Here is a 24,618-nt window from a genome sequence, read left to right as displayed (position 1 = left end):
CCTGCCTCGCACGATCTCTCCTGCCGATGCCTAAGGAGACACCATGCGCCAGGATACAAGCCTATCCCAGACGATGCCGAAGACAGCGGAAGCGGCTTGCGTGCGAGGCGCCGATCTCATGGCGCAACAACTTGCCGCCGCAGGCGCAACACACGCCTTTGGCATTCCCGGCGGCGAGGTTCTGGCTCTGGTCGATGCACTGGAACGTGCCGGCATCCGCTTTCTGCTCGCCAAGCACGAGAATGCCGCGGGTTTCATGGCCGAAGGGCTGTGGCATGCAACAGGGGCCTTGCCGGTTCTGGTGGCGACACTCGGGCCCGGCGTCGCCAATGCGGTCAATGTCGTCGCCAATGCCCGGCAGGACCGCGTCCCTTTGATCTTCATCACCGGCTGTGTCGATCAGGCCCTGGCTGAAAGCTACACGCATCAGATCTTCGACCATCAGGCCGTGCTGCGACCACTGGTGAAGGCGAGCTTTCGCGTCGCGCAGGGCACCGAGGATCTGGTGGTCCAGAAGGCTCTCGCCATTGCCAGGAGCGGCCGCCCCGGCCCGGTCCATATCGATCTGCCAATCGCGATCGCCGAGGCAAAGACGGCCCAGCGCGCAGTCGAGATCGTAAATCCTCCCGGCAACAACGTCCCCGCCAATCTCAGCCTCGCACGCGAGATGGTCGCGACCGCGAAGAGGCCGCTGGTCATTGCCGGGCTTGACCTGGTCAACGAAGGCTCCGCCGCCGCGCTCGACCTGTTTCTCACACGGACCGGCGCCCCGCTGCTCACCACCTACAAGGCCAAGGGTCTGGTGCCGGAGAGCAATCCGCGCGTGATCGGCGGAGTCGGATTGTCGCCGAGGGCCGATGCGCTGGCACGGCCGCTGCTGGACGAGGCTGACCTCATCGTGCTCGCCGGCTACGACCCGATCGAGATGCGCCAGGGCTGGCGCACTCCCTGGCCACCCGGCAAACGCGTGATCGACATCGTCGCCGAGGACGTCCACCACGGCATGCATAGCGCGACGCTGCTTCTCGAAGGTCATGTCGGCACCATCCTGTCGCAGCTCGGCGAGGACGCGATGCCGGAGGGTACCTGGCCGGACGGGCGCCCCGCCGTCATTCGCGCCGCACTCAGGGAGGCCTTCGCTCCGCCATCGGACTGGGGCCCCCATGCCGTCTTCGACATCCTGCGCGAGGTCGCGCCGGTGGGAACCATCGTCACGGCCGATTCCGGAGCGCATCGGATTCTGCTCAGCCAGATGTGGTGCAGCGACGGGCCACGCCGCCTGCTGCAATCGACCGGGCTCTGCACGATGGGTTGCGCGCTTCCACTGGCGACTGGCGCGGCGCTCGGCACGGGAAAGCCCACGCTCTGCTTCGTCGGCGATGCCGGCCTTGAAATGGTTCTGGGCGAACTCGCGACCCTGCGCGATCTGGCGCTTCCGGTTATCCTCGTCGTCCTTGTCGATGAGAGCCTTGGCCTCATCGCGCTCAAGCAGCGCCAGCTTGGCCTGGCCCGCGCAGCAGTCAATTTTGGCAGCACCGATTTCGCGGCGATTGCTGGCGCGATGGGCGGTAACGGCAGCACGATCTCGAACCCTGACAGCCTCCGGCGCGAGGCGAGTGCCGCGTTCCAGCGCGATGGTTTCACGCTGCTCGCCTGCAGGATCGATGCAGGCAGCTACGAAGGAGCCTTCTGATGAGCACGCATCAACAGAAGGCGGGCAAACGCCCGCGCGATGAACGGCTCGATTTCTTCCGCGGCCTGACGATGCTGATCATCTTCGTCGCGCATTGGCCACAGAACAGCTGGAACGCCTTCATCCCTGCCCGCTTCGGTTTTTCGTCAGGCGCCGAACTCTTCGTCTTTTGTTCCGGCGTTGCCAGCGCACTGGCCTTCGGCAGCGTTTTTGTTCGCCGCGGCCTGTGGCTTGGAACCGCGCGCATCATGCTGCGCATCTGGCAGGTCTATTGGGCGCAGCTCGGCCTCGTTCTGGCGCTGATCGCACTCGCCGCGCTGCTCGACCACAGTTTTGGCCTTGGCGTGGTCGCGTCCCAGTTCGCGCCGCTCCTGAGTTCCCCGGACACCGCACTGCTCGGTCTTACGACGCTGACCTGGCAGCCGGATTATCTCGACATCCTGCCGATGTATCTGGTGATCCTGGCACTGGTTCCAGTCGTCATGGCGCTGCACCGGATCCATGCTGCCCTGCCCTTCCTGATGGTGGCGCTTCTCTATGGGCTCGCCTGGACTTTCGACCTCAATCTTCCCGGCAATCCCTGGAACGGCGCCGGCTGGTTCCTGAATCCCTTCGCCTGGCAGCTCATCTTCTTCATCGGGTTCTTCATCGGCATGAAATGGCTGCCGGTGCCACGACTTGGCGAGCGCAGTCTGATGCTCGCCGCCGGCGCATTCCTGCTCCTCTCCATGCCGTTCTCCTTCTGGGGTTTCCTGGAGCACTGGCCGACGGCGCAAGCGCTACGCGACCTGATCCTGCCCGCGAGCGAGAAGAGCAATCTGCACATCCTGCGCGTGCTGCATTTCCTGGCACTGGCCTATCTCGTGCTCAGCCTCGTCGAGCCCTGGCGCCGGAATCTCGATCAGGGCGTTGGCCACTTGCTCATCTTGATCGGACGGCAATCGCTCGCCGCCTTCCTTGCCAGCGTCGTGCTCGCACGGCTCGCCGGTACAGTGGCCGATTTATTGGGCCGGACCGAGTTGAGCGTGGCGCTGCTCAATCTCGTCGGCTTTGCAGTGATCCTCGGCGTCGCGGTCGTGGTCGGCTGGTTCAAGAGCGCACCCTGGGCCGGTCCCGCTACGCCAGCGAAGGCTGAACCGCAGCGCATCGATGAGGCTGAAGCTCCCAAGCACGGCCTGCCAACACGGGTCCGTGAAGCGAGTTGATCGCCGCTTGATCGGCCGCCAGCGAACTCCCTGGAGATGCCTTTCAACGGCGCGAATGGAGTGGCCTCATGTATCACGATCTCTCAGGCGAGTGCGTCACTGTCGCGAACGACGCTGCACGCCTCGCCTGGAACGACACGCTCGAAGCCGTGCTGGCCCATGCTGCCGCGACACCGGAGCATCTCGCCCGCGCGCTGGCAGCGGATCCGGATTTCGCACTGGCTCATGCGGCCAAAGGCCTGATGCTGCTTTCGCTTGCCAGGTCCGAATTGCTCGGAGCGGCCCGCGACTGCCACATCAAGGCCCAGGCGGCCATAGCGCTGCGTCCCGTCACCCAGCGCGAGCGGATGATGGTCGAGGCGCTGGCCTTCTGGCTGGCCGATGCACCGCGCCTGGCCGCCGAACACCTGGAAGCGATCCTGGAGGCGCATCCCCTCGATGTTTTGGCCCTGAAACTCTCGCACGGCCTTCGCTTCATGCTGGGGGATCAGGCCGAGATGCTGGCCTGCCTGCGCCGCACCGCGCCAGCTTTCGGCGAAAGCCACCCACTCTCCGGCTATGTCCATGGCTGCCACGCCTTCGCGCTCGAGGAACAGGGTTTCTATGCCGAGGCCGAGGGGGCGGGCCGCCTCGCCGTCGCCCTGGCGCCGCGCGATGCCTGGGGCCGCCACGCCGTCGCACATGTGCTGGAAATGACGGGTCGGGCCAATGAGGGCATCACCTGGCTCGGCAATGCCCGGAACTGGTCCCACGCCAATAACCTGCGCTTCCACATCGTCTGGCACCTCGCTCTGTTCAGGCTCGAGCGCGGCGAAACCGCCGAGGTGCTGCGCCTCTATGACAACGATATCCGGGGCGAGCCCACCGACGATTATCGCGACATCGCCAATGGCGCCTCGCTGCTCGCCCGGCTCGAATATGCCGGCGTCGATGTCGGGACGCGCTGGGAGGAACTCGCCGCACTCGCCGAGGGGCGGATCGATGACGGCCGCCTGGTCTTTGCCGACCTACACTATGCTCTCTCATTGCTCGGCGCCGGGCATGTAAGCGGCGCAGAGGCGATTGCCCGCATGCTCGTCGAGGATGGTCAGGCTCACCGAAGCAGCGAGCGCAGGCAGGCGGCCCATCATGGCGCGCTTGCGGCTTTCGGCCTGCTTGCCTTCCACGAAGGCGACTACACGGAAGCGGCGAGGTTGCTGGGCGCCGCGCGCGACGGACTGATCGCAATCGGCGGCAGCCACGCTCAGCGCGACCTCTTCGAGCAAGCCCATATCGAAAGCCTGATCCGCGCGGGCAACCATGAGCGCGCGGCCCCGCTTCTCGCGGAACGCATCACGAAGCGCGGCGGCTCCAACCTGTTCGCCGCGCGCCGGATGACGCTGCTGCGCAACCGGCCAGCCGCCCGCACCGCGGCGCTGGCCGTCGCGGCGACTCCGCTCGCATTCGCCCATTGAACGCCAGCACAGGAAGAGCAGCCATGATCACCACCACCCTGCCCCGGGCCACCGCCCTTCCATCAGCCCGCACCATCGCGAACCTCGCCCTTGGCGGCTTTGCCGGGCTTGGCTTCTGGGAACTGTTCTCTGCCGTTCCGACCGCGTGGTTCGCGGAATTCCCACTGGAGCCGCCAGAGTTGGTGAAGTCGCTGTTTTCCCACCAGCTCGGCCTGACGATTTCGACACCGGCCGCAAAGCTGCTGCATTTTCTCACGGGCTTCCTGTTCTACCCGCTCGGCTATTACGCGGTGACGCGCTTTGTGAAGAGTTTTGGCATGCCCGCCGATGGTTGGATCTGGGGGATGATCACCTACTTCATCGCGCTCGGCTTCTTCGCGCCCCTGGCCGGTCAGGCCTTCCTTCTCACCGACGTGCCGCGCCTCTCCCTCATGAGCCTGATCGGACACGCGATCTACGGCTACCTTGCCGCCTTCGTCTTCGAACAGCTCGAAGCGTCTTCTGCGCCGGTTCGTTCCCGCTGAGGACCTGACCCGGCCCTTGTCGATGGCCAGGCACACGGCGCGGTTTCAGCGCCCTGTGCCCGGCTTTCATCGACCATGCTTCGCAGCAAGCTCAACGGCCAGCCGCGCCGCGACCGCCGGCACATCGGGGCTGGCATCGGCCAGAAGCAGGGGCGGCGCGACGGAGGCAGCGAAGCTCTGGGCAATGGCTGGCGACAGCGTGATCGCACGGCCGGCCAGAGCCACCGGCTTGAGGCCGACACGCCCGCGCAGCGCCAAAGCGAGACGGGCGAGCTCCCGGCCAGCCCCCGCAAAGATCCGTCTCGCCTCGGTATCCCCGGCCTCATCGGCAACGCCCACGGCACGGGCGAGGAGGCCCAGGCTGCCGCGGTCGCCGCCATAGATGTAGACACGGGCCGCATCCCAGGAGCGGCCGCCAACGGCTTCGGAAAGCGTCCGGCCAATCGCGGTGCTCCAGCCGGAACCCGGCGCCTCATCTTCCCGCCGCAGGACGAACCGCAACGCCTCGGTCGCGATCCAGGTCGCCGCCCCACCATCGTCGACCAGCACGCCATAGCCGCCGGCCCGCATGATCTCGCCGCCCACCGTAAGGTGGTAGCCAATGGAGCCTGTCCCCGCATAAACGACGATGCCCTCGCCGGGCGCAAAGCGGGCGCGGTAGCCCAGCCACATGTCATCGACGACGAGCACGGATGTCTCGAGGCATTGGAAGGCGTCGGCGAGAATCCGCGCAAAGAGAGCCGTTGTCGACGAAGCCGATCCAATGCCCGTGACCCCGGCAACGATGGCGCTGGGTTGGCCAAGGCCCGAGAGTTGGCCAGCGAGCTCGGCAAAGATGCTGCGGACACGCTCCTGGTCCGCCTCGCTGAAGACATGGCCCGTCATCGGCGCCACATCTCCTCGAGCCATGACCTCGCCAGTTGCGGAGACGAGGCACCAGCGCGACGCCGTCCCGCCCGTCTCGATGCCCAGTCCCAGCGAGTGCTCAAGCCCGGGCATGCGTGACAAAGCGGCGCGTGATTTCACGAGGGTTGGTGATCGCCGTGCCAACGACCACGGCATGGGCACCAGCAGCGAAGGCCGTCTCGAGCTGCTCCGGCCGCTCGAAACGCCCCTCCGCCACGATCGGCGTCGATATGGTGCCAGCGAGGGCGGCGATCAGGGCGATATCCGGACCCGTCGCCTTCAACCCGGCGGTTTCATCGGTGTAGCCGGACAAGGTCGTGGCAATGTAGTCGGCGCCAAGCCTGGCCGCACGCACGCCGTCCTCGAACGTCGCGCAATCCGCGAAGACGGGCTTGCCCAGTTCACTGCGGATGCGCGCGATCAAAACCCCGAGCGGTTCGCCATCGCGGGGCCTGTCGGTGGCATCGAGCGCGATGATGTCGGCGCCCGCGGCAGCGATCAGCGCGGCAGCGGCAAAATCGGGCGTGATGTAGACGGGAAAGCGATCGTCCCAGCGCTTGAGAATACCAATGATCGGCAGCGCGCTGACCGCGCGGATCGCAGCGATATCGGCAGGTCCATTGGCACGCAGGGCGAGCGCACCGCCCTGCTCCGCCGCCTGCGCCATCGCCGCCATGAACACCGGCCCATGCAACGGGTTATCCGCCCGCGCCTGGCAGGACACGGCAAGGCTGCCCGGCGGTATCAGGTTCTGATTGGCTAGAAGTGTCACTTTACCGCCCCTGCGGTCATGCCCCGGATGAACTGGCGCGACATCACGATGTAGATGATGGTCAGTGGCAGGGCTGCGATGGTGAGGCCGGCAAACAACATGCCCCAGTCGGTGGTGTATTCGCCCATGAACACCGAAAGCCCCTGAGGCAGGGTCTTGCGCGCATCGGTCTGGATGAAGACGAGCGGGAAGAAGAAATCGTTCCAGGTCGGCACGGCATTCTGAATCGCGGAGATGACCATCGGCGGCACGGATAGCGGCAGCATGATGGACAGCATGATCCGCGGCTCGGACGCCCCGTCGATGCGCGCGGCCTCCTCGAGTTCCGTCGGCAACGTCCGCAGGAAACCGGTCATGATGAAGATCGTCGAAGGCAGTCCCATCGCCGTATAGATCAGGATGAGGCCGAAACGGGTGTCGAGCAGACCGAAATCGCGCATCTGCAGGAAAAGCGGGATCACCGCGAGCTTCAGGGGCAGCATCAGGCCGGCCAGGAAGAACATGAAGATGGCCGAATTGCCCGGGAACTCGTAACGGGCAAGCGCATATGCCCCCATCGTGCCGAGCAGCAGGATAAGCGCGATGGACGAGCCGGTGATGATCACCGAGTTGATGAAGTAGCCCGGCAGGCTCGTCTCGCCCCAGATGCGGGTGAAGTTCGCGACATAGGTGAAATCAGGAACGGAAAACGGTGCGTCGAAGATCTCCCCCGTCGTCTTGAAGGCCGAGAAGACCATGATGGCGATCGGGTAGAGCATCAGGACGGAATTGCCCACGAGCAGTGCGGCGGCAATCAGACTCCCGGGACTGCTGCGCGGGAACAATGGGTCCGGGTTTTGGGCCTTTGCCGTCACAGCGCGATCTCCCGGCGGCGCAGATACTGCGTGATGAGCGTGGCGACGACCGCGATGAACATGAACATCAGGACGGCGAGCGCATTGCCGTGCCCGAAATCCTGAAGGCCTCCACTCTGGTTGCCGAAGGCTGTGCGGTAGAAATAGAGCCCCAGCACATCCGTGGAACCGTAGGGCGAGCCGTCCAGCCCTGCCATGATGTAGGGCAGCTCGAACCAGTTGAAGGCGCCGATGAAGAGCAGCGTCAGCGTGATGGTGGTGGAGGGCGCCACCAGTGGCCAGACGACGCGTGTCAGCATCTGCCAGCTGCTGCAGCCGTCGAGCTTGGCCGCTTCCAGGATTTCGCGGGGAATGCGCTGCATTCCGGCTAGATAGACCAGGGCGGGAAAGCCGACCCAGTGCCAGGCATTGGCCATGACCAGCGCGGGCAGCGCCGTCGTTTCCTGTCCGAGCCAGGGCTGGCGCAGCGCACCGAGCCCGATCATCTCGAGAAGCTGATTGATAAGGCCGAAATTGGGGTCGAGGAACAGCTTCCACAGGAACCCGACCAGGACGGTGGACAGGATCACCGGCATGAAGATCGCGATCCGGTGAAAGCGAAAGCCGAACGGCTCCCGATAGATGAACCAGGCAAGCAGAAATCCGGCGGTGTTCTGCACCACGAAAAGCGCGAAGAAGACGAAGAGATTGTGCCGGAACGCACGCCAGGTCAGCGCCGCGAAATGATCCCCAAGCAGAACATCGCGGAAATTCTGCAGGCCGACGAATTCACCCTGCGCCATCCCCTCCCAGCGATAGAAGGCCGAGCTCAGCGCCACGAGCAGCGGCCAGACGACGAAGGTCAGCATCATCGCCATCGGCGGCACGATGAGAAATGCGATCCAGGCCGCGCGCTTGCGCCTTTCGCGGCTTCGATAATCCGTCGTCATGAGACCTGGCCTGTTGAAGCAGCGCGTTCAGTGGAAAGCCCGGCGCGCGCCTGTCCAAGCGCATGGTCGGGCTTTGTCGGCCATGCGCATCATGAGCGCTGCAGCTCCGGAGCTTACTTCTTGAAGGGCGCGTAGTAGGTCCCAATGCCCTTCGTGACCTCCGCACCGACCTCGGCCGGGGTCGCCTTGCCCGCCAGCATCTTCTGCACACCGGACTGCAGCAGCACCGAGCCCGTCGGCTCCTGATAGCGGAAATTGACCAGCATGATGTAGGACATGGCCTGCTCGTTGAGCGCCGCGACCTCCTTCAACAACGGGTTCTCGAACTTCACGCCCTTGATCGGCGAGATGTTCTGCAGATCGTTCGAGAAGGCGGTACCGAACTCAGGCGTACCGAGGAAGCGCAGGAACTTGAGCGCCGCGTCCTTCTTCTTCGACGCTGCGTTGATCGCGTAGCCACCGTCGTAATAGAGCGCGACCAGCCGTTCATCGCCGGCCTTGGCGACCGGCGAGGCGAAGATCCCCAGTTTCAGCTTGGGATTCTGGCGCAGGAAGTTGGCGAGCTCGAACGAGCCGCCGGCAAACATGGCTGCACGCCCGGCCGCGAAGAACTGCTGCGAAGCGGCATAATCCACGCCCGAGAAATTCGGAGCGAAGTAATCCTTCAGCTCGTTCAGCTTGGTGAGAGCGCCGACGAAGCGTGGATCGGTGAAATCGGCCTTGCCGGCGAGCACGTCCTGCTCGAACTGCTTGCCGATCTGGGAGGAGAGCAAGGCGCCGACGATGGTTTCGTTCTGCCAGGAGGTGGCGGTGCCGTTGCCGAAGGGGGTGATGCCCTTCTCCTTCAACGTCTTCGAAACGGCGACGAGTTCGTCCCATGTCGCAGGCGGCGTGACGCCGGCCTTCTCGAACAGTTCCTTGTTGTAGATGATCAGCATGGTCTGCGAGGCGAAGGGCACCGCATAGAGCTTGCCATCGGACCGCATGGTCTCTGCCGCCACCGCCGAAGCGGGGAAATTGTCGAACTCCGGCACCATCGTCTTGTCGAGCGGCACGAGATAGTCCGGCTTGCCGACGCCAAGCGTGCCGTAGGCGCGCACCTGCACGATGTCCGGTCCCGTGCCGCCGGCAAGAGCTGTCGAGAGGACGGTTGGATAGTTCGCGGCCTCGAAAGCCTCGAACTTCACATTGATGTCGGGATGTTTCTTGCGGAACGCCTCGATGAACTTGGCATAGGCAGCCTTGTCCTCCTGGCGCCAGCTCCACAGGGTCAGATCCTCTGCCCGCACCGGAGCGGCAAAGACGGTCGCAGCGGCGAAAGCCGTCAGCGCGAGCTTGCCAAGCGCCCGCTTCAAGATGGATCTGGTCAGAATCCCGGCCAACATGTTTGCTCTCCCTCGTTGAACGTAACGTTTGTTATTGTTGGATGAATCCGGCCGCCGGCAGGTCCGGCGTGACGACGAGCGCGGTCGCGTCATCGTGGATTTTGACGCGGTTGAACCGTTCCGTCCGTGGATCTCCGCTCTCGAGCCGGCGCAGTTCGGCAACGAGCGCAGCCGCGCCGTCGCTCACCACCGCCTGCATGAGACCAGCCTCATCATAGCGTTTCAGGACATCGACAAGGCGCATGAACCCGTCGGAGGCCAGCAGCACCGTCGCCGTCGAAGACACGGTCGCGACGAAGGAACGCAAGCCCCCCCGCCACGACAGCCCGGGGTGAACAGCCCAATAGCCGTCCGGTTGGTTCAGGAAACGGCGATTCTCGTGAATCTGTGCCAAAGCGGGCGCCGACATCGGCTCACCGTCACGCCGCAGACCGGTTCCAGCCGCCGCGATTGTCCGGGCCTCGAACGGGCCCGCCGAAGGGTCCGTCCAGCGCTCCATGCGTTGGCCATCGCGGATGATGATCGACACATCACCGATCACCACGCCCTCGATACGACAGGATTGCCCCGCCGCTGAAAGGCGCAGGAGGCCGAGGACGGCTGAAGGCCCCTCTCCTCCGACACGCTCAGGCTGACCGTCACCCAGCGCGGCGTAATCCCGGGCGACGGCCACCTCGAGGGTCGCCGCCACCTCGGAAAGCGGAGTTTCGTCGCGCGCCGTGGCGCGCAGGACCTCATCGACCCGCTGCGCCAGCCAGGCCCCTTCCGATTGCTGCTCGGTTCTGGAAGCGCCTGAGAAAAAGGCGGCCCCATCGATGATCCAGGCATGCGAGCCGGCAGAGCCCGCCATGTCCTCGTTGAAGGGCGCGCTGCCCTTGACGCTGACCTGCGACAGGATGCGCCAGCCAACCGATGCCTTCGGAACAGCGCAAACAGCGGGACGTTCTGCGGACCCTGAAAGAGACCCTTCGCCTTCCACTGTTCCGCGTGCTCCCGCTTCGCGCGCTCGGCGCGGCCAACACTCTCTGGTACGATACCAATATAGAACCAGTTTATGCTGTTCAAGCCGGAAAATGGCCGCCCCCCGCGCCGCGGGGATGAAGGGTGACCACAGGCGTTTGAGGGTCAGCCCTCCTGCCGCTCGGCCACCCGCTCCAGCCCGAACTCGCGCCCGGGAATCGAGGCGAGCAGCGCTTGGGTATAGGGGTGTTGCGGATTGCCGAAGACAGTGCCGATCAGCCCGGCCTCCACCACTTCTCCGCTCTTCATGACAGCAACAAGATCACAGACCTGCGCTGCCACGCGCAGGTCATGGGTGATGAAGACGATCGACAGGCCAAGACGCTGGCGCAGTTCCGCCAGCAGCTTCAGCACCTGCGCCTGGACCGATACGTCGAGCGCGGAGACGGGCTCGTCCGCCACCAGCACATCCGGCTCCAGAGCCAATGCGCGGGCAAGCCCGATCCGCTGGCGCTGGCCGCCCGAGAACTCATGCGGGTAGCGCTCGGTTGCGGCGGGATCGAGACCCACCAGCCCAAAGAGTTCCTTGGCGCGCGCCAAGGCCTGCGCACGCGGCATGCCGTGAACGACGAGGCCTTGCGCGACCGCCTCGCCCGCCTTGCGGCGGGGATTGAGCGAGGCAAACGGATCCTGGAACACCATCTGGATATGGCGCGTCTCGGCCCGCATCTGCTCGCGGGTCAGACAGGCGAGGTCGCGGCCGTTCAGGCGGATTTCGCCGCTCTCGGGATCGATCAGGCGCACGAGGCAGCGCGCCAGTGTCGACTTGCCGGAACCGGACTCTCCGACGATGCCGAGCGTGCCGCCCTTGGGCAGCACCAACGAAACATCCTTGACCGCGTGGGTGATGCGCTGGCCGCGACCGAAGAAGCCACCGGTGCGATAGGTCTTCGAGACGTGCTCTATGGTCAGGATCGGATCGCTGGACAGGGGGCGCGGAGGCGGAGCCTTCAGTGGCGGCACTGCGGCGATCAGTTGCTTCGTGTAGGCGTGCCGGGGGTTGTCCAGCACGGCACTGGCCGTGCCCTCTTCGACGACGCGGCCCTGGCTCATCACCGCGACACGGTCGGCGATTTCGGCAACGACACCGAAATCATGGGTGATGAACAGAACGGCCGTGCCCTTGCGCCGCTGCAGGTCGCGAATGAGTTCGAGGATCTGCGCCTGGGTGGTGACGTCGAGCGCCGTCGTCGGCTCGTCGGCGATCAGCACCCTGGGATCGAGTGCGAGTGCCATGGCGATCATGGCGCGCTGGCGCTGGCCGCCCGAGAGTTCATGCGGATAAGCCTTGATCGCCGAGGCCGGATCGGGAATCAGCACCTCGTCGAGCAGGGCAAGGACCCGCGTCCTGATCTCGCCGGCCGGCAGATCGGTATGGATCTCGAACATCTCGCCGATCTGGTCGCCAATGCTGCGCAAGGGATTCAGCGCGGTCATCGGCTCCTGGAAGATCATCGCGATACCGGCGCCGCGCACCTTGCGCATCTCGGCCTCGCTTACATCGGCAAGGTTGCGCCCCTCGAAGAGGATGCGGCCGCCGTCGATCGCAACCCCGCCCGGCAGCAGCCGCATGATGGCGTTGGCCGTCATCGACTTGCCGGAGCCGGATTCGCCGACGACGCAGAGAATCTCGTTGGCTTCCAGTGAGAGCGACACATTCGCCATGGCGTGCGACCGGTCGGCGCCGGCCGGCAGCCTCACGCTGACATCGTCGAGGACAAGGATCGGGGTCATCTGCTCTTCAGTCTCGGATTGAGCGCGTCATTGAGCCCCTGCCCGACCAGCGAGACGGCGAGCACGGTGACGAGGATGGCGACGCCGGGAATGGCCGAGACATACCACTGCACGCGCAGCACATCGCGCCCGGCCCCGATCAGGTTGCCCCAGGAAGCAACGTTCGGGTCGGAGAGCTTCAGGAAGGCGAGCGCGCTCTCGAGCAGGATCGCGACCGCCATCACGACGCTGGCATAGACGATCACCGGAGGCAGAGCGTTCGGCAGGATCTCGCCAAAGATCAGCTTGATGTCCTTCAGCCCGAGTGTGCGTCCCGCCTGCACGAACTCGCGGTTGCGCAGCGAGAGGAACTCGGCGCGCGTCAGTCGCGCCGAAGCCGGCCATGAGACGATGCCGATGGCGACCGTCACCGTGGTGATGGTCGAGCCGAACACCGCGACGAGCACGAGCAGCAACAGGAAGTTCGGCAATGTCTGGAAGGCCTCGGTCACGCGCATCAGTACGGTGTCGATCCAGCTGCCGTAATAGCCGGCGAAGGCGCCGATCGTGATGCCGATCATGACCGAGATGAAGGTCGCGACGAGACCGATCAGCAGCGAAATACGGGCGCCATGGAAGATCTGCGCGGCGATGTCGCGGCCGGAATTGTCGGTCCCGAGCAGGAAGCGCGGATTGCTGAAGGGCCAGATCAGCGGTCGCCCGGCGAGCGCCAGCGGATCGCGCGGATAGAGCCAGTCGGCCGTCGCCGCCATGGCCAGCACGAGGATGAGCAGCAGCAGGCCGATGACGGCCGAAGGACTGCGGAAGTAGAGCTTTGCGAACTCCATGGCTCAGGCTCCCGCCGTGATGCGCGGGTCGAGCCGGGCATAGAGCAGGTCGACGATGAAATTGACCGCGATGACCAGCAGCGCCGAGACGAAGATGATCCCGAGCAAGGTGTTGAGATCGCGCTGGACGACAGATTCATAAGCCAGCCGCCCCAGCCCCGGCAGCGAGAACACGCTCTCGACCACCACCGAACCGCCCAGCATCGTGCCAGCCTGCAGGCCGATCAGCGTCACCATCGGCAGCAGCGCGTTGCGCAGGACATGCCGCACCACCACGCGTGTCTCGTCCATGCCCTTGGCCCGTGCCGTGCGGACGAAATCGAGATTGAGCACCTCGAGCATCGAGCCGCGCATGATGCGCAGATAGATCGCCATGTAGAACAGGCCGAGCGTCAGGGTCGGCAGGACGAGGTGCCGGGCAATGTCGAGCGTGCGGGCCAGCCCGGTGAGGCTGACCGTGATGTCCTCGAAACCACCGGCGGGCAGCCATTGCAGGTAGATCGAGAACACGACGATCGCCATCAAGCCGAACCAGAAGGTCGGCATCGCGTAGAAAATCAGGCCCAGCGTCGAGATCAGCGTATCCGGCCATCTGTTGACGCCGCGCGCCGCGACCACGCCGAAAATCAGTCCGAAGAAAAAGGCGAAGGACAGCGAAGCGCTCATCAGCAGGATCGTCGCCGGCAGCCGCTCCGCAATCACGGTCACGACCGGCTTGCCGTAGATCGCGGAGAAGCCGAGATCGAGCCTGACCAGCCGCCAGAGATAATTGCCGAGTTGGGCCCAGACCGAGAGATCGAGCCCGTAGAACTCGCGCAGATGGCGGGCGGTGGCGGCATCGCCCCCGCCCATCTGCGCCATCATCGCATCGACCGTATCGCCCGGCGCGAATTGCAGCAGCAGGAACACCCCGATCAGGATCAGGATCAGGGTCGGGATCGAGGCGGCAAGGCGCCGCCCCGCAAGAGCTAATACGCGCATGGGAACTGGCCGGTTTCGACTGCGGAGGCTGGTGGACGCGTCACTCCGCCAACCAAAGATCGTGCCAGGAACTCGAGCCCCAGCGCGGCGTGTTGGAGTGGTTGCGGGCCTTGGCGTTGATCACCGTCAGGAAGATCTGCTCGATCGGCGTCCAGATCGGCAGCTCCGTATTGGCGCGCCGCACGAAGTCGCCATAGAGCGCCTTGCGCTTCGCCGGATCCACCTCGGTCGCCGCGTCGTCGATGATCTTGTCGATCGTCGGATCGGTCCAGTCCCATTGATTGGTCCACGGCGCACCCTTGGGCTGCCCAGAGCGATACCACACCGTCGTCGAGACTGCAGGATCATTGCGATACTGGTGCCAGCCGGTGGCGAGGTCGAAGGCGTGATCGTCATAGACCTGCTTCAGGAAGCCGCCACCATCATTGCGCACGATCTCGACCTTGATGCCGACATTCGCGAGCGACTGCTGGATGAAGGTGGCAAAGAGCGTGATGTCCTCGCCCCACGGAGCCGGCAGCAGGCGCACTGAGAAGCGCGTCCCGCCGGCGCCGGCCTTGAAGCCGGCTTCGTCGAGCAGCTTCGCGGCGAGTGCCTTGTCGAAGGGATATTGCGGGCCGTTATCGGCCGGATAGAAATCGGTCGAGACGGAAGGCACGGGGCCCGTGCCGAGCTTGGCGAAATCGCCGAGGAAGTTCTCGATGAAGAACGGAATGTCGAGCGCATGCGCGATGGCGCGCCTGACCCGGATATCCGCGAGTTCCTTGCGGCGGAAATTGAACTCGATCGTGTTCGTGCGGGCGTTGCCCTCGTTGCCCTTGGTCGAAACGATGAAGCGCGGATCCTTGCCGAGACGGGCGGAATCCGAAATCGTCAGGCCCGAGAACGGGCTGTAGTGGATCTGCCCCGCTTCCATCTGGGCGGCGGCGGCAGCGCGATCGGTAACCACGCGCCAGACGATCCGGTCGAGATAGGGGGCATTGGCGCGCCAGTAGTTCGGGTTGCGATCGGCAATGATGTGCTGGCCGCGCTCGTACTGCGCGAACTTGAACGGGCCCGTGCCGACTGGCGCGAGATTGACAGGGTTCTGGCGGATGTCGCCCTTGCCTTCGTAGAGATGGCGGGGCGAGATGTAGCCGAGGTCGGGCAGCGCGCGCAGCAGCAGGTTGAGCGGCATCGGGCGCTCGTAGCGAAACACCGCCGTCAGCGGGTCGGGCGTATCGACGGCGGTCAGGAAGAGCTGCAGCGTGGTGCCGTAGTTGAGAATCTTCTTCCACATCTCCATCGCCGTGAACTGCACGTCGGCGGAGGTGAAGGGCTTGCCATCATGCCAGGTCACGCCCGGCCGCAGCTTGAACGTGATCGTCTTGCCGTCGGGCGCAGCCTCCCAGCTCTCGGCGAGCACGCCGACCGGCTGGCCGCTGGCATCGAGATCGACCAATTGTTCCTGGATCTTGCCGCCGATGATGTAGACGCCGGTCGAGGCCTGCAGGCTCGGGTTCAACTGGCGCTGCTCGGCGCCGTAATGGACGGTGAAGACCCCGCCCTTGCGCGGCGTCTCCTGCGCGAAGGAGCGCATCGGAAACAGCACATTGGAAGCGATGGCGGCGCTGGTCAGCAGCGCGGCGCGGCGGGTCATATCCATGGAGACCTCCTGGGTCCGGTGTTCGATAAGGGCAGAGCCGGAATTCACGATGATCCGGCCATCAGGCTGTTCTCAAAGGGGAGCGACGTCCCCCGTCACGCTACGAAGCTGACGATCACGCCATTGGCGGAGTCGGCCGGCACGCTGACGGCGCTGCCATGGCGCACCGCGAGCGGGCCAAGCGCTTTGGCAGCGCCTTCGAGATCGGCACTTGCCAGGACGATCGCGGTTGCTCCGGCAGGAGCCGCGCCGATCCGCACCGCATCAGGATAGCGCCGCGCAAAACCGGCCGCATCATAGAACAGGAAATCGGCCCGCGTGCCGCCCGACGGCACCAACCAGCCGTCATCCTGCGGGCGCGCAGGCTCGTCGATCAAACGGCTGAGATGCCCGGCGGCCGCCTTCGGATCCGCGGCGAGGACCTCGATACGGACGATACGGCTCGCGCCGTTGGCATGTGACTGGAGCTCAGGGATCCAGACCGTCTCGCGCGTCAAATGCTGGCAGGCAAAAATGCGCAGGCCGCCGGGGCTCTCGTTCAGCGGCCAACGGAAGACATTGAACTTCGCCTCGCCCGTCCCGCCATTCGGCAGGTCAACCGGCCGGCCGAAATGCACGGGCCCCAGGGGCTCGAGGCCACGGCTCTTGAGTTCGGCTGCGCCGGCAGCGGCATCATCCGTGGTGAAGGCGGCGCGCTCCAAGCCTTCCCGGTTCTTCAGATAGTCGCGGGTCGGCTTGTTCTGATCCGTCTCGGTCAGCACGCCGAGCAGTTCGAGATAGTCGTCTCCGAACATGATCGTGTAGTTGCCGGTGCCGAGGATCGGCGAATGGGTGCCACGCGGCGAAACCGTGAAACCGAGGCGCTCCCATTGCCGGGCAGAAGCATCGAGATCGCGGACGGTCACAACGACATGATCGAGACCGAGAATGTGCTTGAGCGACATGACGCCCCCTTTGACCAAGAACCCAACGGAAGCCGAGTTCATCCGAACAAACAGAGGGGCGCAACCACTTCGAGGTGACGATTCCAGCGGCCCCCGCTGCGCGGCACACATAGCGTCCGGAGAATAGTATTTTCAACAACCCGAGAGAGAAAGCCTAAATTTGGTAGATTTTGTTCGCCGTAAGCAAGAAAAATAGAAAACTGTTCTCCGTCGGGCAAATGGCTGGAACCAACCTACTTGCGAGCGGCCGGTCATGGCGGCAAGTATGCGCGAACTCCTGCCAAACGAGCTTTGGCCAGCCAGCCCTGCGAAAGACCGCCACCGATGACCGCTCCGCTCTCCGTCACCTGGCCTCCCTCTCTCTGGGCCGCCACCGCCCAGCCCGGCCCGGTGCTCGGCGCGCTCGACGGTGATGTTCAAACCGATGTCGTGGTGATTGGAGCCGGCTTCACCGGCCTCTCGACTGCGATCCATCTCCGCGAGAGCGGCGTCGGCGTCACGATCGTGGAAGCAGCCGAGCCCGGCTGGGGCGCCTCAGGGCGCAACAATGGCCAGGTCATTCCGACGCTCGCCGGCCACGATCCCTCCGCGATGGTGAAACGCCATGGCGAAGCCGGCGAACGCCTCAACGCGGTGCTGCGCGACAGCGCTCAGTATCTGTTCGACCTCGTACGGAAACACGACATTCCGGCAGAGGCCGAACAGGCCGGGTGGATCCAGCCCGTCCATTCGCCCGGCCGCTTCAAGCTCGCCGAGAAGCGCGTTCGCGAATGGTCGGCGATCGGGGCGCCGGTCGAGCTGCTCGATCGCGCCGCTACGGCAGAGATGCTCGGCTCGGATGCCTGGTTCGGCGGCTTCTGGAACCCCAGCGGCGGCCATATCAATCCGCTCGCGCTGACCCGTGGACTGGCCGAGGTCGCGCTGAAGCTCGGCACGACCATCTATGCGCGGTCGCCCGCCATTTCGATGAGCCATGCCAATGGCCGCTGGACCGTCAAGACGGCGCGCGGCTCGGTCACCGCTCGCGCGCTCGTGTTGGCGACCAATGCCTATACCGGCGAATTCGAACGCGAGCTCGCCCCGGAGATCGCCGGCGAGGTCATCCCTGTCCTGTCCTGGCAGATGGCGACAAAGCCGGTCAGCGACAACATCGCCAAGACCGTCATCCCGGGCCGCCAAGCCATGTCGGACACCCATCGCGAACTCTATTTCGCTCGCTGGGATGCCCGTAACCGCCTTGTCACCGGCGGTGCGGCCGTGCTGCCGGGCGACGGTGGTGTCAATCTGCGACCGCAGATCGCGGCGCGGCTGAAACAACTCTGGCCGCAGCTCGGCGATGTCGCGTTCGACTATGTCTGGTCGGGCTATGTCGGCATGACCCCCGACAATCTGCTTCAGCCGCAGGTGCCGGGCTATCCGCGCATCCACCGTCTCGGGCCGGACGGTTTTGCCTGGGTCGGCTGCAATGGCCGGGCCGTTGCACTGTCCATCTCGCTCGGTCGCGAGCTTGCCAGGGCGACGCAGGGCACGGCGATCGAGACGCTCGGCCTGCCCTTGTCCGAGCCTAAACCCCAGCCGTTCCGCGCGATCGTGCGCCGGATCGCGCCGCTCGCGCTGCCGCTCTATCGGCGGTTGGATGCAACCGAGATCTGAGCACGCCTCGCCGGATATGGCCCACGGGCGCGGCGGTCGCCTTCGTGGCCGCCCCGGCGCCTCGGCGGCAGCGCGGCAGAGACCGTCCCTCCGGATGGTTCCTTTGGTGCGCCCGGACCGAAGGAGCCGGAGTTCTGGTGCCATTTCGACATCATCGCCCGGACGATCGCCCGGGCGATTTTTGCTGAGCGGTAACTGGTCGTGGCCAGGTGCACCGCTCAGTGAGCGGCCATGTCGAGCGGCGGTTCGATATCGTCGGTGATCGGGTTCTGGAACGGGTTCTCGGCACGGAACGCGGCGAAATCAGCCTTGGCCGCCTTCAGCAGCGCCGGCTGGGACAGGACATCGACCGCAACCCCGGCCATGGCCTTGGCCGCGAGCGAAAGCCCCTTATGTGCGGCTGGCGCCAGCCCCTGGGCGACGAGTTGCCAGGAATGTCCGGGCGTGCCCACTGCATAGCATGCGACGCGGCATTGCACGGTCGGAACGACCCAGCTCACCGTTCCAACATCGGTAGACCCCACGGAGAGCGCAGCAACATAGTCCAGCGGATAGATGTCGTCGCTGAGCGATTCACCCTCCTGCACCGACAGACCGAAGCGGCCATAGGAGGAACGGATATCCTCCTTCGAGAAGGTCTTCTGGAACTCTGCGGCGAAGGCCCGGTCAGCGGCGTCGAAACCAGGCCCACCGAGGCGGATGAGGTTGGCGTGCATGGCTTCCTCGAGCGGGCGGTTGCCGACGAGGTTGGCATCCCCAGACAATTGCTGCGCAACGACTGAGGTCTCCGTCATCAATGCGGCGCCATCGGCGATCGCCTTGACCCGCCGCACCAGGTCCCACATCTCGCTGAGCGTCCGGGCGCGGATCAAATGACGCACGGTCGCCTGCGCCTGCACGACATTTGGCGCAATGCCTCCGGCATCGATGATCGCGTAATGCACGCGCGCATCGCTCGGCATGTGCTCGCGCATGTAGTTGACGCCGATATTCATCAATTCGACCGCATCGAGCGCACTGCGACCGAGATGCGGCGAGGCAGCGGCATGGGATGCACGGCCCCGGAAGGTAAACTCGACCTCGACACAGGCAAGCGAGATCGCCTTGCTGACACCGGTGAATGAGGAGGGATGCCAGCAGATCGCGACATCGACATCGTCAAACAGCCCGGCGCGTACCATGAAGCCCTTGGACGAGCCGCCCTCCTCGGCTGGGCAGCCGTAATAGCGCACGCGTCCCTTGATGCCGTTCGCGGCGAGCCAGTCCTTGACGGCGGTCGCGGCAAGCAGCGAAGCCGAGCCGAGCATGTTGTGGCCGCAGCCATGACCATTGCCACCCGACACGAGCGGGCGCTGCTCGGCGACGCCGGCCTCCTGGCTCAAGCCGGGCAGCGCGTCATATTCACCGAGGATCGCAATAACGGGACCGTCCTCGCCCGACTCGCCGATCAGCGCCGTCGGAAGGCCGGCGACGCCCTTCTCGACGCGGAAGCCCTCCTTCTCGAGCATCGCGGCGTGTTCGGCGGCTGAACGCTCTTCCTGATAATTCAGTTCGGGCATGGCCCAGACGCGGTCGCTAAGCTCGAAAAATGCCGGGCTCTTGGCATCCGCCAACCGCCAGATCTCGGCGCTGTTCTGCTGATCGGTCATATCCTGCTCCTGGCTCATTCCTGCCCATGCCGTCGCACGGCCGATCGCTCGGATCGGTCTCTGCGCAAACGCGCATCACGACATCAGACCAAACGGTTCGGGCGGCAACCCGGTGGGGAGCATGGGGCACGATCGCGCCATGCAGCCAGCGCAGGATTCCACGCAGGCAGGACCTCATCCCGGTCGCAGCCACCAAGGGGGCGCTGAGCTACGCAGCTTGATCGATGATCATTCAGCCGTTTCAGGCGGCACCGAGGGACGCGTCCGCAGCCCCGGCGCGCGCGACCGGACGACCGATCCCTATGCAGCGTGGCGCGTGGAGCCCTCGACGACCACGTAGGGCTCGCCGCTCGACAGGCCTTCGACCCGCGCCCTGACGCCATAGACCTCATCCAGCAGCGAGGGCGTCACGATCTCGCGCGGCGCACCGATCGCGACGAGGCGGGTCTTGGCCAGGACGAGGACCCTGTCGGCAACGCGCAACGCCTGATTGAGGTCGTGGATCGAGATCAGGACGCACATGCCCCGGTCGCGCGCCAGACGACGCACGAGCGACAGCACCTCGAACTGGCGATGGAGATCGAGCGCGCTCGTCGGCTCGTCGAGCAATAGGATGTCCGGTTCACGCGCGAGGGTCTGGGCAATCGAGACCAGCTGCCGCTGACCGCCGCTGAGCTCCCCAAGCCCCCTGAAGGCGAGGTCTTCGATCTCGAGATCGCGCAGCACGCGATCGATCCGCTTGAGCTCGTCATCGCTGACCGACCATGTCCCGCCCTGCTTGAAGGCGAGCAGTATCGACTCATAGACGGTGAGCACTGCGTTCACCGCGGTATCCTGCGGCAGGTAGCAGGACAGCGGCGCGCGCCGCCCGGGCACGGAACTCTCGCCGGAAATGCTGACCTCGCCCGGACCCGGCACAAGGCCGGCAATCCGCCGGAAGAGGCTCGACTTGCCGGCAGCGTTCGGGCCGATCACGGCAATGACCTCTCCACCGCTGAGCAGCGGCGTGGTCACCTCGCTCAGCACGACCTTGCGGCCGTAGCGGACACCGACATCGCGAAGCTGCAAGCCAACTACCATGACCGCTTCCGATTGGTCAGGATCAAGCTGAAGAAGAACGGCACGCCGATGAGCGCCGTTACGATGCTGATCGGGAAGATGAGGCCCGGGATCAGCGACTTGCTGACGACCGAAGAGGCCGAGAGGATTGCGGCACCGGCAAGCGCCGACGCCGGCAGGAAGAAGCGCTGATCCTCGCCGATCACCATGCGGGCGATATGCGGGCCGACGAGGCCGATGAAGCCGATCGTGCCGACGAAGGACACGGGCACAGCCGCCAGCAGGCTGACCAGCAGCATGATCTCGAGCCGCAACCGCCTGACATCGATGCCAAAGCTTGCCGCCTTCTCGTCGCCGAGGCGAAGCGTGGTGAGGGCCCAGGCGCGGCGCATAAAGAAGGGCAAGCACAAGACAACCACGGCACTGGTGATCGCAAGCTTGTTCCAGCTTGCCTTCGTCAGGCTCCCCATCATCCAGAAGACGACAGCGCCGAGCGCCTGCTCGGAGGCGAAGAACTGCAGCAATGCGAGCAAGGCGTTGAAGGTGAAGACCAGGGCGATGCCGAGCAGGATCACAGTCTCGGTCGTCACGCCGCGGGACTGGCTGAGCACATGGATCAGCATGGCCGCCCCCATCGCCGCGATGAACGCGTTCAGCGGCACGATATAATCGACGGCGAACGGCAGGATCGCGACGCCGAACACGAGTGCGAGCGCCGCACCAAAACTGGCGGCGGCCGATATCCCGAGCGTAAACGGGCTTGCGAGCGGATTGTTCAGGATCGTCTGCATCTGGGCGCCCGCCATGGCCAGCGATGCTCCGGTCACGACCGCCATCAACGCCACCGGCAAGCGGATGTCCCAGATCACGACGCGCACGGCCACCGGGACGCTGTCCGGCATTACCAGCGCGCGCACGACATCGGACGCCGCATAGCGGGCCGGGCCGATCATCAGGTCGGCGATGAAGCTCAGCAGCAGCAGCAGGAAAAGTCCGGCGAGGATCATGCGCCGGCGCGCGTTCAGGGCGCGATAGCTCGATCGCCCTCCATCCTCTCGCGCCACCTCGGCAGCAGCGCCGCTCATGCCGATCTCGCTCACCCCTTGCCCCCGACGGTCACCCAGTAGCCGGGCTGATAAGGCAGGGGCAGAAAGCGCTCATGCAGCGTCTTCAGCGTGGCATCGGCATCGATATCCCCAAACAGGTCGGGATGCAGCCACTTCGCAATCTCCTGGATCGCGACGAACTGGTAGGGACTGTTGTAGAACTGGTGCCAGATGCCATGGACGCGGCCGTTCTTGACGGCAGCGGTCTGGGCGAAGGCGGGGCGGCGCGACAGCGCCGTGAGCTTGCGGCGCGCCTCGATCAGGTCGACGCCGGGGCCAAGGCCGACCCAGGCCCCACCCGGGACATAGGCCTCCCAATTGCCGCCGGTGACGATGACGACATCGGGATTGGCGGCCACGACTGCCTCGGCATTGACCGTACCGAAGGTCCCGGGGATCAGGTCGCCCGCAAAATTCTTGCCCCCGGCGATCTCGACCATCTTGCCGAAATTCTCGTTCCCGAATGACATGCAGCAATCGTCGGAATAGCCCCCGGCGCGCTCGATCATCACGACCGGCCGCTTCAACGCCGTAGCCTTGGCAAGACGGTCCGTCACCAGCGAGATCTGCTCGGCCCGGAACCTGATGAAATCCTCCGCAAGCGCCTCCTTGCCGAAGAGCTTGCCGATCACTCGCATGGAGGGTTCGGTGTTCTGGAAGGGCTTCTCGCGGAAATCGACATAGACAACGGGAATGCCGACGGAGGCGAGCTTTTCGACCAGCTTGGCCTCGTCGCTGGCGATCTTCGCCTCGACATTCAGGAAGAGAACGTCCGGCTTCAGCGCGATCGCCTGCTCGACGTCGAATGCGCCCTCCTTCATGCCGCCGAAATTCGGCAGTTTGGCAATGGCGGGATAGCGGGCGAGATAGGCCTTGTAACTGTCGGGGTCGGCCTTCGGCAGATCGTCACGCCAGCCGACGACACGCTTGAACGGATCCTCCCTGTCGAGCGCGGCGACGAAGTACATCTGCCGCCCTTCGCCAAGGATCACGCGTTCGACTGGCGCGTTGACCTCGACCGCGCGGCCGAGAACATCCGTGACGCTGACCTTCTCCGCCAAGGCAGGCAACGTCGATGCGATGAGGCCAATGGTCAGAGTGGCTGCTTTAATAACCTTGTGAAGCAATGCCATCATGCCACCACCTAAACCTCGTCTGAGCTGGGCGGCTCGTATGAAATGACACAAGGTCGGTCAAGGCATATCTTTTAGAATACGTCCAATCTACTTGATTAAACCAATTCTAAAGTGAAGAACAGGCCGATCATTCACAAGACTTGTCAGCACAAACCGACGGAAAGACTTGTGAGATGCGGCGCAGCGTGGTGAAAGGTGTCGGAAACGGACCAAGACAAGGCGAATGATCGATGTCGACCACGATCGCAAATCGCAACCTGAAGGATGAAATCCGGGACTATTGGTCCATCAGGTCAGAGACATTCGATACGACGCCGGGCCACGAGATCTTTTCCCTGGAAGAACGGCGCGCATGGCTCGCGCTTCTGTCGCGGCACCTTGGCACCGATCAGGGGCGCCGGGCACTCGACCTGGCCTGCGGCACCGGGGTGATCTCGCTGCTGCTGTCGGAACTCGGCTTTTCAGTGACAGGCCTCGACCTCTCCGAGGCCATGCTGGCGCGCGCCCGCGCCAAGGTCTCGGGCAAGGGACCAATCAAGCTCTTCCTCGGCGATGCCGAGAATACACTGGAGCCCTCGGACAGTTATGACGCAGTGGTCACGCGGCATCTCGTCTGGACGCTGCCCGACCCGCCGGCCGCTTTCGCCGAATGGCACAGGGTTCTCAAGCCCGGCGGGCGCGTCGCGATCATCGATGCGGACACCATCAACACCCCTCCGGACAGGCGGCTGATCAAATGGCTCGCACGACTTGCCAAACGCCTGAGCAGGAATGTGCCGCCTCCCCCGCCCTATGCGGATACCCATGCGAGCATCCTGTCGCGCGTCTATTTTTCTGACGGGTGCCGCCCCGATGCCGTAGCCGAATTGCTGAGGCAGGCGGGCTTCGAGGACATCATCGTCGACCGCGACCTTGGCCCGATCCACCGCGCCCAGGGCCGCTTCATGCCGCTCTACCAGCGCCTCGAGCGTGCGGCTCAAAACCGCTTCCTGATTTCCGCACGCAAGCCTGCTTAGGCTGATTTCTCCCCCCGTGCGGACGGGCTGACTGGCAGGGGCGGCGGCGTGTCTTGCGCCCGGCCCCGAGGCGCACGGCATTCGCCCCTGCCGGATCCGGGCAGCATCATCTCATACCGAGCACGC

The 24,618-nt window shown here is 64.9% G+C and carries 21 protein-coding genes; 6 read left to right on the top strand and 15 right to left on the bottom strand.

Annotated elements, in window-relative coordinates; translation table 11 throughout:
- Window positions 1-43 precede the first annotated feature (43 nt).
- The 4 genes from BIWAKO_RS21340 to BIWAKO_RS21325 all read left to right on the top strand — a co-directional run bounded on the left by BIWAKO_RS21340 (window position 44) and on the right by BIWAKO_RS21325 (window position 4,876).
- Window positions 44-1,693 carry a thiamine pyrophosphate-binding protein gene (locus tag BIWAKO_RS21340; RefSeq protein ID WP_244523508.1) on the top strand — a complete coding sequence of 550 codons (1,650 nt, stop codon included), beginning with the start codon at window positions 44-46 and terminating at the stop codon, window positions 1,691-1,693.
- A complete protein-coding gene (locus BIWAKO_RS21335; RefSeq protein ID WP_069880349.1) occupies window positions 1,693-2,898 on the top strand; it encodes an OpgC family protein in 1,206 nt (401 codons plus the stop codon). Before BIWAKO_RS21340 ends, BIWAKO_RS21335 begins: the two co-directional genes overlap by 1 nt.
- A gap of 68 nt (window positions 2,899-2,966) precedes the next feature.
- Window positions 2,967-4,352 (top strand): tetratricopeptide repeat protein, encoded by a 1,386-nt coding sequence (locus BIWAKO_RS21330; protein WP_069880348.1) that lies wholly within the window; start codon window positions 2,967-2,969, stop codon window positions 4,350-4,352.
- 23 nt (window positions 4,353-4,375) lie between these two features.
- Entirely contained in the window at window positions 4,376-4,876 is a 501-nt protein-coding gene (locus BIWAKO_RS21325) for a hypothetical protein (RefSeq protein ID WP_069880347.1), read from the top strand.
- Between the two features lie 66 nt (window positions 4,877-4,942).
- Here BIWAKO_RS21325 and BIWAKO_RS21320 read toward each other — a convergent pair whose 3' ends face one another.
- The 11 genes from BIWAKO_RS21320 to BIWAKO_RS21270 all read right to left on the bottom strand — a co-directional run bounded on the left by BIWAKO_RS21320 (window position 4,943) and on the right by BIWAKO_RS21270 (window position 16,873).
- Window positions 4,943-5,875, bottom strand: coding sequence for a BadF/BadG/BcrA/BcrD ATPase family protein (locus BIWAKO_RS21320; protein ID WP_069880346.1), 933 nt, complete (start codon window positions 5,873-5,875; stop codon window positions 4,943-4,945).
- Window positions 5,862-6,554, bottom strand: a complete 693-nt coding sequence (locus BIWAKO_RS21315) for an N-acetylmannosamine-6-phosphate 2-epimerase (RefSeq protein ID WP_176733371.1) — start codon at window positions 6,552-6,554, stop codon at window positions 5,862-5,864. Before BIWAKO_RS21315 ends, BIWAKO_RS21320 begins: the two co-directional genes overlap by 14 nt.
- Window positions 6,551-7,408 carry a carbohydrate ABC transporter permease gene (locus BIWAKO_RS21310; RefSeq protein ID WP_074471590.1) on the bottom strand — a complete coding sequence of 286 codons (858 nt, stop codon included), beginning with the start codon at window positions 7,406-7,408 and terminating at the stop codon, window positions 6,551-6,553. The genes BIWAKO_RS21315 and BIWAKO_RS21310 overlap by 4 nt, the downstream gene beginning before the upstream one ends.
- Window positions 7,405-8,337, bottom strand: coding sequence for a carbohydrate ABC transporter permease (locus BIWAKO_RS21305; protein ID WP_069880344.1), 933 nt, complete (start codon window positions 8,335-8,337; stop codon window positions 7,405-7,407). The genes BIWAKO_RS21310 and BIWAKO_RS21305 overlap by 4 nt, the downstream gene beginning before the upstream one ends.
- Before the next feature lie 113 nt (window positions 8,338-8,450).
- Complete coding sequence (locus tag BIWAKO_RS21300; RefSeq protein WP_069880343.1) at window positions 8,451-9,722, bottom strand: extracellular solute-binding protein; 1,272 nt, start codon at window positions 9,720-9,722, stop codon at window positions 8,451-8,453.
- 31 nt (window positions 9,723-9,753) lie between these two features.
- Window positions 9,754-10,572: a hypothetical protein gene (locus BIWAKO_RS21295; protein WP_069880342.1), complete on the bottom strand. Its 819-nt coding sequence runs from the start codon at window positions 10,570-10,572 to the stop codon at window positions 9,754-9,756.
- Window positions 10,573-10,847: 275 nt separating this feature from the next.
- A complete protein-coding gene (locus BIWAKO_RS21290; RefSeq protein WP_069880341.1) occupies window positions 10,848-12,476 on the bottom strand; it encodes an ABC transporter ATP-binding protein in 1,629 nt (542 codons plus the stop codon).
- Window positions 12,473-13,303: an ABC transporter permease gene (locus BIWAKO_RS21285; RefSeq protein ID WP_069880340.1), complete on the bottom strand. Its 831-nt coding sequence runs from the start codon at window positions 13,301-13,303 to the stop codon at window positions 12,473-12,475. Before BIWAKO_RS21285 ends, BIWAKO_RS21290 begins: the two co-directional genes overlap by 4 nt.
- 3 nt (window positions 13,304-13,306) lie before the next feature.
- Complete coding sequence (locus BIWAKO_RS21280) at window positions 13,307-14,284, bottom strand: ABC transporter permease (protein WP_069880339.1); 978 nt, start codon at window positions 14,282-14,284, stop codon at window positions 13,307-13,309.
- Between the two features lie 40 nt (window positions 14,285-14,324).
- Window positions 14,325-15,929, bottom strand: coding sequence for an ABC transporter substrate-binding protein (locus tag BIWAKO_RS21275; RefSeq protein ID WP_069880338.1), 1,605 nt, complete (start codon window positions 15,927-15,929; stop codon window positions 14,325-14,327).
- A 95-nt stretch (window positions 15,930-16,024) separates the two neighbouring features.
- Complete coding sequence (locus BIWAKO_RS21270) at window positions 16,025-16,873, bottom strand: VOC family protein (protein ID WP_069880337.1); 849 nt, start codon at window positions 16,871-16,873, stop codon at window positions 16,025-16,027.
- 324 nt (window positions 16,874-17,197) lie between these two features.
- On the opposite strand from BIWAKO_RS21270, the gene BIWAKO_RS21265 reads away from it, so the two are divergent.
- A complete protein-coding gene (locus tag BIWAKO_RS21265) occupies window positions 17,198-18,526 on the top strand; it encodes an NAD(P)/FAD-dependent oxidoreductase (RefSeq protein ID WP_069880336.1) in 1,329 nt (442 codons plus the stop codon).
- Window positions 18,527-18,744: 218 nt separating this feature from the next.
- Here BIWAKO_RS21265 and BIWAKO_RS21260 read toward each other — a convergent pair whose 3' ends face one another.
- The 4 genes from BIWAKO_RS21260 to BIWAKO_RS21245 all read right to left on the bottom strand — a co-directional run bounded on the left by BIWAKO_RS21260 (window position 18,745) and on the right by BIWAKO_RS21245 (window position 23,473).
- Window positions 18,745-20,175: a M20 family metallopeptidase gene (locus BIWAKO_RS21260; protein ID WP_069882675.1), complete on the bottom strand. Its 1,431-nt coding sequence runs from the start codon at window positions 20,173-20,175 to the stop codon at window positions 18,745-18,747.
- Between the two features lie 300 nt (window positions 20,176-20,475).
- The gene (locus tag BIWAKO_RS21255) at window positions 20,476-21,255 is read right to left on the bottom strand and encodes an ABC transporter ATP-binding protein (protein ID WP_069880335.1); all 780 of its coding nucleotides are present in this window, start codon (window positions 21,253-21,255) and stop codon (window positions 20,476-20,478) included.
- On the bottom strand, window positions 21,249-22,319 hold the full coding sequence (locus BIWAKO_RS21250) for a FecCD family ABC transporter permease (protein WP_069882674.1): 1,071 nt from the start codon (window positions 22,317-22,319) through the stop codon (window positions 21,249-21,251). Before BIWAKO_RS21250 ends, BIWAKO_RS21255 begins: the two co-directional genes overlap by 7 nt.
- An 11-nt stretch (window positions 22,320-22,330) precedes the next feature.
- Entirely contained in the window at window positions 22,331-23,473 is a 1,143-nt protein-coding gene (locus tag BIWAKO_RS21245) for an ABC transporter substrate-binding protein (protein WP_069882673.1), read from the bottom strand.
- 233 nt (window positions 23,474-23,706) lie between these two features.
- On the opposite strand from BIWAKO_RS21245, the gene BIWAKO_RS21240 reads away from it, so the two are divergent.
- Window positions 23,707-24,492 (top strand): class I SAM-dependent methyltransferase, encoded by a 786-nt coding sequence (locus BIWAKO_RS21240; RefSeq protein WP_069880334.1) that lies wholly within the window; start codon window positions 23,707-23,709, stop codon window positions 24,490-24,492.
- Window positions 24,493-24,618: the final 126 nt, after the last annotated feature.

Origin of the sequence: Bosea sp. BIWAKO-01, from assembly GCF_001748145.1 — a bacterium.
Lineage (GTDB): Bacteria > Pseudomonadota > Alphaproteobacteria > Rhizobiales > Beijerinckiaceae > Allobosea.
Note: the sequence above shows the minus strand (reverse complement) of the source record. Positions and strands in the feature narration are given on the sequence as shown.